Origin of the sequence: Herbivorax alkaliphila (genome assembly GCF_030848475.1) — a bacterium.
GTDB lineage: Bacteria > Bacillota > Clostridia > Acetivibrionales > Acetivibrionaceae > Herbivorax.
In genome coordinates, this window is sequence record NZ_JAVDDS010000068.1 from 1 (window position 1) to 12,911 (window position 12,911).

The following is a 12,911-nucleotide window of genomic DNA, read 5'->3' on the forward strand; positions in this document are numbered from 1 at the left end:
GTTTTTCTAAAGTTAAATTTTCCCACAAAGAACTAAAAAGCTTATTTAAGTAAACACTTCTTATGTGATTTCGTTCAACGTTGTGGATTGCCAACGTGCCCGAAGCTTAGATAACTCCTATCTTGCTGAGGGCATGTGGTGCTGAAATACTCCTTGCTCTTACTTCTGTACCTTTATGGCAATCTGTTGTTGTACGAAGTGGTTTGCCCCGTGATTCAGAGGCGGCTACGGACGGCCGCCTCTAAAAGACTATAATTTAGGCCTTATAATTCCATAATAGCATATATTTCGATATTCTGATTCAACTTTTGCATAATTTTTTAAAATCCCTTCGAGTTGAAATCCTGATTTCTCAAGAACCCTTCTTGAAGCATTATTAGATTCCATTGTTAGTGCCTCAATTCTTTCAACTTGAAAATCGTTAAATAATCTATACAAAAGACTCTTTGTAATTTCTGTGGAATATCCCATATTCCAGAATTTTTGTAAAATATTATACCCGATAATCGCTCGGTTGTGCTCTTCATTAAATGATACAACACCTGCTTCACCAATAAATTCAAGATTTTCTTTTAAAAACAGTGCTTGAAAAGCACATTTTCCTTCTGAATATTTTAAAGATACTTCTTTCCAGTAATTCAAAGATCCTTCTTTACTGTAATCTACTTGATTTGTAGAATAAACCCAGACATCTGGGCATGATCTTAATCTTAAAATGCTTTCAATATCTGATTCTTGATAGTTTCTCAGAATTAACCTATCAGTTATTATTTCGCCTATCATAGTAAACCCCTTCTTCGAAGATATTTCCCTAAAAATGAGGTATTTTATATAACGTTGAGCGTCTAAGGAGGCATCGAGACTTAGATAGCTCTTATCTTAGTCTCGATGCTTTGGGCAGGATGACATCTGGGATGACATACGTAAGTTTTTCTTCCTGCTTTGCCCTTTACTTAGACGCATTGTTAGCTGGAGTCGGACGCCCCTTGACTTGAAGGCGTACAGGACGTGCGCCCCTCAAATACCCTGTTTATCAATGTCACCAAACAAAACTCTAATATAGTCTCTTGAACCGTATAAAATTCGATATACATAAACGTATTTTGCATCAGCCTTATAAAAGAGAATGTATTTTTCACAAACTAAAAAACGAAAATCTGTATTTATACCTATTTTTGTGCTTAAATTACTTCCTATAAACGGATGATTAACTAATGATTCGTATTTGTTTATTATCTTATCAATCATTCTATTTGCTGCTTTAGGGTTATCAAGTTCATTGGAAATGTACTCTTTAATATCCTTCAAATCCTGTAATGCTAAGGGGTTTATTCTTAAAGTATGCAAAAATCATTCCCCCAAGCTTTTCCTGACATCATCAGCACTAAGCCAATCATTATCGCTTTTTACTGCTTTTTCAGCATCTGAAAGATAAGATAACAGTTTTATAGTCGCTTTAATCTTTTCGTACTCAGCCATATCAATAATTGCATAACAACCTCTGCCATTTTTGGTTAAGAACACAGGCTCATCAACTGCAATCTCCTTTAAGACTTCATTGTAATTTCTTAAATCAGATACTGGTCTTATATTAGGCATAAAATCAACTCCTAAACATATTCTTTCTATACTTAATTCTACCACAAATATTACTTAAAATAAAGCATCAAATATTACAGCAAATACTCAAAATCTTTTGATTTAAAGTATTCTACATAGTCATACACAAAAACAAACTGCACCAATGATGGCGCAATTGCGGCCGATTTCTGCTAACGTCCAGCATTTGTAACGTGACCAAAACTTAGTGACACTTCGACTTAGTTTTTGGTCATGTGGGCAGGATGACCTCTGGAATGACCCTCCTAGCCTTACTTCCTGCTGTGCCCTTCATACAAATGCATTGTTGTGCGCCGTGCAGTGACCCTAGTTTCAGAGGCGACCACGGATGGGAGCCCCTTAAATGCTACATCTGGAGCATTTGCAATATATAAACATTGTGAAACAGACTAAGCATTATGCCACTCTAAATAATCGACCCTTTTTGCAGTCTTTATAGCATATTCTATTTCACCTTTTGTACTTTCGCCTATATATCCATTTTTGTTAATTACATAAATTCCATCAGACATATCAATTTTTCTTTTATGCATATCATCAAACATTACTTTAATTTCAGGAGTGATGACATCTTTAAACTCACTATCAGCATGTTCAAAAAATCCTACTGAAATAACTATATGCCCTCCCAGAGTTAATTCTTTTTGTACTTTCAAGAACTCATCTTTAAACCGCGTACTCCCGCACAAAGTTATTACTTTATACTTTCCTACCATAATATCCTCCATTTAATTCGCCTTATCAAATCAATACGAAATACTAGATTTTCCAAGCCTAACCCTAGCAAATCCCGCCACGGATGGCGGGCATACACTGCATGGCCCACAACGTCTCCGCACTAATGATGTTCCTGAACCGGACCTCAGAGCATTTCTTCGAAGTCGGTGCTTCTCACTCGGTGAAGGAATATGGCAGGATGACATCTGGGATGACCCCAAAGCCTTCTCTTCCTGCTGTGCCCTCGCATTAGTGCATTGTTGGATGATGGATACCGCCCCGTGATTCAGAGCGAAGCAGGACGCTAAGCCCTTAAATTAAAATCAAAATAAGCACTCACTATACATCAACCAGCTAAATAGCTTTAGCAACTGTTTTTTTATAATGTATTAATTTTAGGTTCTCACTAAAATCCTCAATATTACCAGTTCTTTTATAACCTAATTTTTCATAAAAATGATGGTTCTTATAACTTTTATGCGGAGTTTCTAATGTCCATATATCAGCATCAGTTATTTCCTTTTCGATAAATTCCATTGCCATTTTGCCAATTCCCAAGTTCTCATAGTCAGGGCGGACATATATCCTGTTTAAACAATAAATAGAATCAGACTTTTTGTAAGCATGTATACCACCTAATATTTTATCATCAACTAAGATTTTATAGTAATAATGTTTTTGAATTTTCAATGATATCTTTTCCATTTTTTCAAATACAGGATTTGTATCATAGTCTTTATATAACTCCAAAGATTCTTGAAAAGCATTTTTTGTATCTCTAACAGTTTTTCAGCATCTTCTAATGTTGCTTTACAAAATTTAACTTCCAATTTGATTCTCCCTCATACATAAGAACTTATTGAAATACTCCAAAGCCACGCCCTAAAAAACCCGAGCAGGACGCGAGGTGGTTTTTGCGGTATCTTTCATCCAACGTTTTGTATCCGTGATGGCTTTTCAGCCTTAGATAGCTCCTATCTTAGGCTGAAAGCTATGGGCCGGATGACCCGTAAGAATGCCCTTTACTCGGATACGTTGATATATGCTGTTTTCGTCATTCTCCAACGTCTTACATAAAAGACTCTTTTGTTTTCAAATTTATTACTGGAATTTCTACATCTATAACTGCTCTAATCCTTTTTAATATATCCATTCCTAACAAACCTGATATTTCTCCATGTGGATCAATATTTCCAAAATCTACTTCAATATTATTTAATAGAATATTTCCAATCTCAATTTTATCAACTGTCCTACAAAAAAATTTCATTTCCCCTCCAACACCTCTTGTTTTCAACACCTTATCAGAAATGCTTGGGACAATACCAATATCTTCAACAAATTTGGAATTAAATATTGACTGTGCCGCACCAGTATCAATAGCAACATTTTTCAATACCTTTGATTCCCCACCAAAACTTATAATTATATCTGTACAAATCAACATATCATATACATAAACATTCATTTATCTAACCATCCTATAACCAAAAATATTTCTAATTTCAATAAAAATTTTATCATTTGAAGTATTATATACAACTTCATTCTCAGAGCACTTAACCAATTCTCTTCCAGCTTCTAAGTCGGAGTTGATAATTTTTATAACTTCCATATCATCAATAATTTCTTTGTTTCCCTCAACATGGCTTTGAAGTATCTTAAGCTTCAACCATTTATTGGAATATTTTTCCCTTAAGTCTTCCCATTTCATTTAATCACCACCAATATAATCTCTTTATATATATTATATCAAACTTATGTTTTAAAAACATAAGTACCTTGAAAATATATCTTCAAAGTTTCAACTTAAAACATGGCGAAAATTGCATATATCGTTGAGTGTCTACAACGTGTCCGAAGCTTAGATAGCTCCTATCTTGCTGAGGACATGTGGTGCTGACCTTCTACATGTTCAACCTAAAGAGAAATACTACATGAATTTACTTACTGCACCTTTATGTAGACACATTGATATATGAAGTTCTTTTTATCTTTCCTTTATATAAAATGTACCTGCAAAATCTCTTTACAGGTACATTCTTAATTTACTTAAATCAATTATAAATCCAGCCTCTAATAACAAATCTAATCCTAGTAGTCCATTTATATCATCATACTGAAAACTTGTAAAATCCAATGAACAATTATCTAAAGAAAACTCACCTAATTTTATTTTATCAATGATTTTTACAAAAGCGTGCTCTTTTCCACCAATACCATAAGACGTGACTACTTCATCATCACGACTTACCTTTATTCCAATATCATCTACAATATCTTGAGAAATAAGAGTTCGCGATGCTCCAGTATCTACAACTATATTATTTATTATTTTAGTTTTACCTTTGTATAAAATCTCAATATCGGTAAAAAGTAATCCTTCCCTATATTCGATATTCATTCTTTATATGCTCTCCTCAACCCAATTCTTGACCTTATTTTTAAAACAATATTATCTTTTGATGTGTGATAAACAAGTATATTATCTTTCGCATTTAAAAGTTCCTTTGTTGCTTCTTCATCTGCAACAGGACCAATAACAGCAATCTCATCAATAAACTCTTTATTTTCTTCTACATGAGATTCCAATACTTCAAATTTAACAAATTGATTTGGATATATATTTCTAACTTCACTCCACTTCATATAACTCACCGTCCTCAAGAATAGTGTATACTTTTATTATACCACAATAAATTACAATCGCTAACCCTGACTAAACTTAGAATAAAAGAAAAAAAGAATTTCATATATCGGCTCGTAGTTCCGACGTGGCGTGGGCTTAGGGCGACTGCCCTTAGGCTGCGGCATGTTCGGAACTATATTGTTAGCCAAAGTCCATTAGCACTGCACTTTAGACTTCCACAACCAAAAATCTTTTTCAATAATGTTATATGTAAATTGTAATCAATAATTAAAATATTCTAATCCCCCAATCTCTCCATCCCAATAAGATGAAATCTGCTGAATAGCCCTTTTGTTTACATTTAACATCATAACAAAATCATTCCCTATATTCTTGGGGCTAATATCTGAATAAAGTGATTGCTCTGTAAAGAAACATATTGCATCAACTCGTGTTCTACAGACAAAACCACGAATACTGATATTTTTGATATCTTTCCATTCAATTCTATACTTTTTATAAAAACCCTTGTATTGCACTCCTTTGGTATCAATTCTAACTCTCTTCCCCCATGCTTCTATTAATAAATAACAACCACTAATAATCATAAAAATATATAAAAATATACTAAGCACAGAAATAATTTTCTGAGCTATAAAAAAGACTGATAATAATATGCCGGCAGAGCCATACGCAGTTAATCCAAATACGGTTATAGGTTTGTGATAAAAGAAACTTTTAATACTAACACTTCCTTCTTCTTGTCATTACCTTAATATAAAAATATTATAGTTTGGACTTTTCCAATATATTAATAACTTGAAATTAGCACTAGCTATAAAAGGATTTTGGCTAACGTGCCAGCATTTGCGACGCCTTCGAACTGAACCCCAAAGAAATACCCCATAGCGGAGCTTCGCTCCCAGTGAGAAGGTGTGGTGCTCTGACCTTTCCCTTTATACGTGCTTCCAGCACCTTTATGCAAATGTATTGTTCTCCGATGCCATACGCCCCGTGACTCAGCGGGCGATAGGACGTCGCCCCCTTAAACATAGCACTCAACCTGCTACTGCACATTATATAAATTTTATGATGTAACATATAAATTGTAATCCTCGCTTTTTCCAGTTTAATCCTCGTCTACTATAAAATTGCCTATTCTTATAATTTTGTTTTGTTCTATTGGACCATTAATAAGAATCCCTACATTCTTTTCACCATAAGAACAATCTGATACAAGCCCAAGATCAGTATATATATAGCCTATAACTATTGATTCATTTTTATTATCGCTTAAAACTTTAACTTTTTGACCCTTATTAAAACTTCCTCTATATACATCTACAATAAAAAACGTACTGTTGGGGAATCCATCCAATTCTTGGACATCTTTAATCTCCATATTTAATCTATTGCGGTATTCATTATAATTAGTTTCTTTAGGTTCTATTAAATTCTCTTCAATGTATTTCTGATAGTTGTTATATCTCTCTATGTGATACTCTCTATATTTAGCACAACTGTCTTCTATATAGCAAGACCTGCTTTCATTAATTGACTCCAATATTCTATATTTGTTAAATGATAAAATTTCTGAGTTCTTTGGCATTGAAGCTCCTGACTGAAGTAACTCTATATAGTTCACAAAGTATCTTATATCTTTAAATGATATTTTATTAATATCTAAATTATTAAAATATAAGCACCAACATTTCTTTCCATTCTCTATATGTACATTATTGTAATATGCAGCCATAAAAGTCATTCCCATTTCAGCATTACAATAATTGTTTCCCTTTATAGAACCTTCTTTGAAGTATTTTAAAGCGGTTACCATATCTTCACTACAGCCTTCTCCAGAACTATACATTACTCCTAAATAAAGATATGAATTAATATCACCCACCCTAATGGCCTTTTTAAATAAATTCATGGCTTCATTACAGTCTTGCAAACAATTATCTTCTCCATAGTAATGCGCCTTTGCTTGTTGAAAAATATTGTATGCGTAAGCTTCTTCAAAATCATTAGTATTTTGTGATTTATCTTTTATATCAATATTTAATGAGTGTTTGGCTTTTTGAATAGTTTTAATTACTTCATCCAATGGGGCAGTAAAAAATTCTCTATTTTCAGAAACTCTATAACCTCTATCTTCTAATATTTGATGAATATATGTCTCTGCAAAAGAACAATCTGCAAATAATTCCTTATACACTAATACAAATGGTGTTGCTACACCTGTTGCTACTGATAACTCTTCTACTCTATTCTGCGGATCTCTAGTTGTTTTTCCTACTTTAGAAATGCCTGGCATTGTAGGGTTAATTAACACATATACATATCCCTTATTCTCCATTTAAAATACCCCCTAGTATTTTCTATTTAGTTATTACATAAGTCCCGTTAACATAACAAATGTGAATCAATATATACCCCTATTCACCTACTCAAAATCCGCGGCAGGACGCCGCGGTCTTAGCGTGTGGTTTCGGAGAACGTTTTGTATCTGAGACGGCTTTTCAGCCTTAGATAGCTCCTATCTTAGGCTGAAAGCTGTGGGCAGGATGCCCCATAAGCATGCCCTTTATTCAGATACGTTGTTCTCTGTTGTCATGGCATCAATTCAAAACTTTTCGTTAGAAAAGTATCATTTTTATTCTTATCTAATCCATTTATAATTCTCAATATTTTCACTAATAAGTTGTTGCATTGTTAAAATATCTTTTGAATTTTCAAAGAGATTCTTTGGGAAAATATACAAAAATTCATTTTCGTCAGCTAGCAAAAAAGCTGTTGGAATATCATATGCTTTCTTAAATACACTCCAATTAAAAATGCTTTGTACTTCTTTTCCAATGCTCTCAATTTGCTTTGAAGAAAATATGTAAGTACCACCATTCCTCTTTCTATAAAAATCTAAATATCTACTTATTGGCAAATAATAGTAAACAATATAAATTATTACTGATAAGACTAAGAATGAAATTATTAGTCCGTTTGTATTGTTACTAAAACCATATATCAATCCATATAAGAATATACCAACTACTATAATTGGGCATGATATAAGACATATCCAGAACATATTTAGTTGAAGTATTAAATATGAAAGGGCTTGTTTTATATCTTTATCGCTATATCTTATTTCAACCTCAACAACTTTCTCCATATTTCTTATCCTTTCCAATAACCTCGTATCTCACATTTTTACTTTCTATATCATTTTGACCTAAACAAACCGCCGCGTGAGCGGCATGCCATGATTACAGAGAACGTCTCGCATGGAAGAAGTTCCAGAGCCTGACCCGTAAGTTAGACCCGTGAGCGTGCTTGCACAGGCGATGGAATTTGGTGCGGCATACTCAATGCTACTTCTCCAGAGAACTTTCTTCGTGCTCTTCTAACCCGTACCTTTACTTCCATGCATTGTTAGATGTAGTATCGGCATTCAGATAGAAAAAAGACCTATGCCTTTTTTACCCTTTTCTTTTCAATCCATTCTTTTATACTTTCTTCATTGTATTTTCCTTTGGCAACAATCAACCCAAATTCTATCAAGTCTTGTTGCGTATATTTAATTTCAACATCATTCAATCGGAGTAATAATAACATTACTGACACACCAATTCTTTTATTCCCATCAATAAAACCATGATTATTAATAAGACTATAAGTAATAGCGGATATTTTATCAATTATTTCTTTATATAAATCTTCCCCACCAAAAGTTTGAAAAGGCTTATTTATAGAACTTTCAAGCAAATCCTTATCTCTTATCCCTTTAATTCCACCAGTTCTTTCAATAATTTGATTATGAAAAAACTCTAATTCCTCCAAATCAATAAACTTCATTATTTTGCTAGCTCCTTTAATGCTTCCTCATTCTCTTCAATAACAGAATCCATTAATTCCATTTTTTCTTTTCTTTCCTTTATTTTCAGAAACTCAACGAAATCAATGACTTCTTTCTTCTTATTTTCTGATAATTGTTCAAAATCCTTAATAAGTTTCTCTGCTAAACTCATTTTCTATCATCTCCAAATTAGTATTATGTCTTTAATAATATTATACCCTATATTTGTTAACTAGTCACTAAAAAAACTGACCTTCAAAGCCCTTCTTTTACATGCCGATATTAGCAACTAACGCTCACCATCTGCGACGGCTCTGAGCGGTCTCCAGAGGGATGTCCCGCGTTAGCATGCGACTGCATCCGCGAAGAGCTGTGGGCACGCATTCTTCATGATAATCCCTCAAAGCCCTTCTCCATGAAATTTCCCTCCGTGCCCCTTGCGCTAGATGGATTGTTCTACGTCGTGGGAGGATCCGCAAAGCAAGAGCATCACGGATGATGCGGCCTCAAACAAAGTATCGTTATCCTCCTACTTCAACTAATATAAAGAATGCGAACTTACTCAACAACAAATTGAAATTTTTCACTTGCTACTGTTCATTTATTTCCCTGTCTGGTCGATACCAAATATCCATTTCATTTCTATTGGGTGTTTCAAATGTAGATAAAACTTTATTTAATAAACCTTCATCTACATAAAAATCTGAACCCCCTTCACCATTTAATACTTTTTTATTTCTATACTCTATATTTTTATACCATGTTTCATCATCAATATCTATGTAATGCCATTCGATATTAATGTTTTTGGATTTATAATAATCTGTCGTTTCTTGTCTATTGCTTTTAGTCCAAAATCCCCAATCAAAAATAACATTACATCCAATTTTTGTTAATTCAACTGCTTTTTTCATCAAGTACGCATTTACGCGATTCGCAAATTTTTCATAGCTTTCACCTTGTTCATTATCAGTTAAATCATATGTTACTTCATCTGTAGATAAAATTACAGCATTCTCTTTTTCTTTTATTTTATTGGCGTAGTAACTTTTTCCACTACATATTTTCCCACATATAAGAATTACTTTACTCATAAAGTCACTCCTCCAAATTCCTATTTATTGATAAGGTTATATCACTAATCGTTAGTTTGTAGTTTTTAACTTATATGAACTGACTAAATCTTCAAAGCCTTGCTTTCACAATAGGCGCATGGATGCGCCCTCTTCCTCCCATGTCGTAGAACGTGTTGTATCTGAGGTGGATTTCCGTCTTAGATAGCTCCTATCTTAGACGAAAATCTGCGGGCAGTATGACCCGTGAGAATGCCCTTTACTCAGATATATTGATATGTGCCGTGCGACGACCCGTAAATCAGCGATGACAAGGATGTCATCCCTTAAGTAATTATACTTATAACCAATAATTTTAAAGTTAATATAATACAATTATACTAGTTCTCAAATCATCAAATCAAGATGTTTTTCAATTATTCTAAATCTGTTTTCAACTTACTATCCTTAACGTAAAGCTTAGATTTTGGTAAAATTTCTTTAGCCATTTTTATTATTTCGTTTTTTTCTTCAACCTTCATCCAAGGATTAAATAATATTTCAATCTCTGAAAAAGATTCATTTTCAAAGGGTATGTATATGTATTCAAAATCAGGAGTTCCAATATGTTCTATAAATAGTCTTATCCTTGTTTCAGATTCTTTAGACCATTTCTGTTTATTTTTCACATGACCAATATGAAATATATTACATAGTTGTACTGTTACAGATTCTTTTATCCCACCAAAGTGATTATTTTCATCTTCAGATATAGATGTCAAATTTGGATTTGTATAAAAATAATCTCCATCAGAATATATAATATCTAACATATCTAAACCATGTTTTGTTTGATGCCATTTAGGCTTGCCATCTTCTATCCTTTTTTCAAATTCAGGAATCAATACCTTATTTTTATTTTCTGATTCTGGGTAGTAGTATACACCTCTTTGGTTAAATAATATTTTTTTAAACCCTAGTCGTATTCCTTTTTTCGAAGTATACTCATCCCAGAAATATATACTTTCTTCACATGTGTTTGTAAAACAACCAACAAACCATTTTTTTGCATCATTTTCATTCATAGCACGATCAAATTCTGTTTGATTATTTCTTACTTTGTCTAGTCTTGTCAATCTTAAAGATTTACTTTCTAATATTTTTTCTAAAGTATCTTTTCTCATATAGTGGTAATAAAAATCAGTATTACTTTCGTTTCTTTTTTTTGCATTTTCTCTAGCACGATTAATAGCTTCATCAATATTACTGTGTATACTTTTATTTTCATAATACTGTTCCATGTTATCATCCCCTATTTTATATACATCTAACTCAGCTTTAATTTCAGGTATTATAGCAGTTAATCCAGTGTATTTTTCACATAATGAACCCTCACTATGCATTTCCACATTATCTACATCTTTTATGAATTTAAATGATTTTTTACTATGAACTGCTTCTTCAATTTTAGTAAATCCAGCTTTTTTCAAAACTCTTATTGTTGCATCAGAAGCTTTACCGTAGTCTCCAGATGTTAAACTTTTATTTATAATAATTTTTTCTCCTTCTTCATTAATTAATGTCAACTTAAATTTTCCCATAGACAAACTATTTTCCATTTCTGCACTTATAATATTACCAAATTGTTTGTAATATTTCTCAAATAATTCTTCTGCTTTATATATTGTATTAGCATTAATGGTAATTTTAACCATATATTTTCCCTCCTGATTGAAACATATAAATTTTTAATATATCCTTATTCCCATCTTAAAAATAACCCTAGCAAATTTGCGCCCATGGATGGGCGCCATTCGTCGCATGTCATATATCGTCGAGCATGGAAGAAGTTCCAGAGCCAGACCCTATTAGAAAGACCGGTGAGCGTGCTTGCACTGGCGATGGAATTTGGTGCGGCATGCTTCATGCTCCTTCTCCTTCTCCATAGAACTTTCTCCACGACCTTCAACCGTACCTTCACTTCCATGCATTGTTAGTTGATGGCTCATGCCCCGCGAAGCCAGAGCTCGCCAGGACGCCACCCGCCCTAAAATTTCCACAAAATCCTTCTCCTACAATATAAAAATATTGAACCAACTTAACTTCTTATCATGCTTATAATGTATAAATCTCACATTACATTTTTCTTGCCTTAATGCAAAAAGAAATCGGAAGCATCTTGGCTTTTTTTGTTTTGTCGCTAACATCTCCAACTGCTTCCATCGTTTCTTTATCAGTCTGTTCAACCATTTGTTCAACCAAAAATCCTGCTTGTACTAAAGCGTTAATATATGTTGATATTTTTCGATTGCATAATATTACTTCACTTCCATCAACCGGCATACTAAAGTATGATTCATCAAAATAGCTTTTATTAAACATTAAGGTGTTATTTTCTATAATATCTTTGCGTTGGCTACATGACCAAGCCACACAGTAATTTAATGTATGATGCCAACTAAATATAAATATGCCATCTTTTTTTAGACAAGATGCTATCTTTTTGAATGTACCTTGCAGGTCTGTTGTCCAACCAATTCCGTATATTGAATAAACGAAATCAAAATAATTTGTTGGGATATCCTTTTCTGCTTCCATAGGTGAACATATAAATTTCGCTGTATAACCATGCTCTTTCAAATAAGTATCTGCATTTTCTATTTGCTTGTGAGAAATATCCACGCCCCACAATTCAGAGGCATTTCTATCAGCGTGGTATTTTAAGGAGTGACCACTGCCACAACAAATTTCTAATAATTTTTTGCCAGAAACATCGCCAAATAAATGTAGATCATCTTCTGTCACAAATTTCACTCCATATGATGGTAGTGCAGTAGTCCCAAACCATAAATCTGCATTTGAGTTCCAATATGTTTTATTGGTATTTAGTATTTCATCACTTTCCATAAAATGTACACCTTTCTATTATATAAATAATCTCAAGTTATCACTATCCAACAAATGCGTTGTATCAAGCTCCAAAGACTTACCTAGTGAAAACCGTGCTAGAACTGCGCGCCTAAGCATGGGCTTTCAA

17 protein-coding genes are annotated in these 12,911 nt (G+C 33.2%); all 17 read right to left on the reverse strand.

All coding sequences use genetic code 11. The annotated features are described in order from the left end of the window. Positions 1-249: 249 nt before the first annotated feature. The 17 genes from RBH29_RS16110 to RBH29_RS16190 all read right to left on the reverse strand — a co-directional run bounded on the left by RBH29_RS16110 (position 250) and on the right by RBH29_RS16190 (position 12,781). Positions 250-783: a GNAT family N-acetyltransferase gene (locus RBH29_RS16110; protein WP_306698020.1), complete on the reverse strand. Its 534-nt coding sequence runs from the start codon at positions 781-783 to the stop codon at positions 250-252. A gap of 234 nt (positions 784-1,017) precedes the next feature. After that, entirely contained in the window at positions 1,018-1,347 is a 330-nt protein-coding gene (locus tag RBH29_RS16115) for a type II toxin-antitoxin system RelE/ParE family toxin (RefSeq protein WP_306698021.1), read from the reverse strand. 3 nt (positions 1,348-1,350) lie between these two features. Continuing rightward, complete coding sequence (locus tag RBH29_RS16120; protein WP_306698022.1) at positions 1,351-1,599, reverse strand: type II toxin-antitoxin system prevent-host-death family antitoxin; 249 nt, start codon at positions 1,597-1,599, stop codon at positions 1,351-1,353. 410 nt (positions 1,600-2,009) lie between these two features. Then, positions 2,010-2,336, reverse strand: coding sequence for a hypothetical protein (locus tag RBH29_RS16125; RefSeq protein ID WP_306698023.1), 327 nt, complete (start codon positions 2,334-2,336; stop codon positions 2,010-2,012). A gap of 355 nt (positions 2,337-2,691) precedes the next feature. Next, entirely contained in the window at positions 2,692-3,087 is a 396-nt protein-coding gene (locus RBH29_RS16130; RefSeq protein WP_306698024.1) for a GNAT family N-acetyltransferase, read from the reverse strand. Between the two features lie 319 nt (positions 3,088-3,406). Further along, entirely contained in the window at positions 3,407-3,805 is a 399-nt protein-coding gene (locus RBH29_RS16135) for a retropepsin-like aspartic protease (RefSeq protein ID WP_306698025.1), read from the reverse strand. Continuing rightward, entirely contained in the window at positions 3,806-4,051 is a 246-nt protein-coding gene (locus tag RBH29_RS16140; RefSeq protein ID WP_306698026.1) for a hypothetical protein, read from the reverse strand. Between the two features lie 315 nt (positions 4,052-4,366). Then, entirely contained in the window at positions 4,367-4,741 is a 375-nt protein-coding gene (locus tag RBH29_RS16145) for a retropepsin-like aspartic protease (protein WP_306698027.1), read from the reverse strand. After that, a complete protein-coding gene (locus RBH29_RS16150; protein ID WP_306698028.1) occupies positions 4,738-4,986 on the reverse strand; it encodes a hypothetical protein in 249 nt (82 codons plus the stop codon). The genes RBH29_RS16145 and RBH29_RS16150 overlap by 4 nt, the downstream gene beginning before the upstream one ends. Before the next feature lie 261 nt (positions 4,987-5,247). Next, a complete protein-coding gene (locus RBH29_RS16155) occupies positions 5,248-5,574 on the reverse strand; it encodes a PH domain-containing protein (protein WP_306698029.1) in 327 nt (108 codons plus the stop codon). Positions 5,575-6,095: 521 nt separating this feature from the next. Next, positions 6,096-7,325 carry a GIY-YIG nuclease family protein gene (locus RBH29_RS16160; RefSeq protein WP_306698030.1) on the reverse strand — a complete coding sequence of 410 codons (1,230 nt, stop codon included), beginning with the start codon at positions 7,323-7,325 and terminating at the stop codon, positions 6,096-6,098. Positions 7,326-7,628: 303 nt separating this feature from the next. Then, positions 7,629-8,138 carry a YcxB family protein gene (locus RBH29_RS16165; protein ID WP_306698031.1) on the reverse strand — a complete coding sequence of 170 codons (510 nt, stop codon included), beginning with the start codon at positions 8,136-8,138 and terminating at the stop codon, positions 7,629-7,631. 296 nt (positions 8,139-8,434) lie between these two features. Continuing rightward, entirely contained in the window at positions 8,435-8,821 is a 387-nt protein-coding gene (locus RBH29_RS16170; RefSeq protein ID WP_306698032.1) for a type II toxin-antitoxin system death-on-curing family toxin, read from the reverse strand. Next, on the reverse strand, positions 8,821-8,994 hold the full coding sequence (locus RBH29_RS16175) for a DUF2281 domain-containing protein (protein ID WP_306696223.1): 174 nt from the start codon (positions 8,992-8,994) through the stop codon (positions 8,821-8,823). The genes RBH29_RS16170 and RBH29_RS16175 overlap by 1 nt, the downstream gene beginning before the upstream one ends. A gap of 418 nt (positions 8,995-9,412) precedes the next feature. Then, on the reverse strand, positions 9,413-9,916 hold the full coding sequence (locus RBH29_RS16180; RefSeq protein WP_306698033.1) for an AAA family ATPase: 504 nt from the start codon (positions 9,914-9,916) through the stop codon (positions 9,413-9,415). 395 nt (positions 9,917-10,311) lie between these two features. Beyond that, a complete protein-coding gene (locus RBH29_RS16185; RefSeq protein WP_306698034.1) occupies positions 10,312-11,589 on the reverse strand; it encodes a hypothetical protein in 1,278 nt (425 codons plus the stop codon). A 421-nt stretch (positions 11,590-12,010) separates the two neighbouring features. Further along, positions 12,011-12,781, reverse strand: a complete 771-nt coding sequence (locus tag RBH29_RS16190; RefSeq protein WP_306698035.1) for a class I SAM-dependent methyltransferase — start codon at positions 12,779-12,781, stop codon at positions 12,011-12,013. Positions 12,782-12,911: the final 130 nt, after the last annotated feature.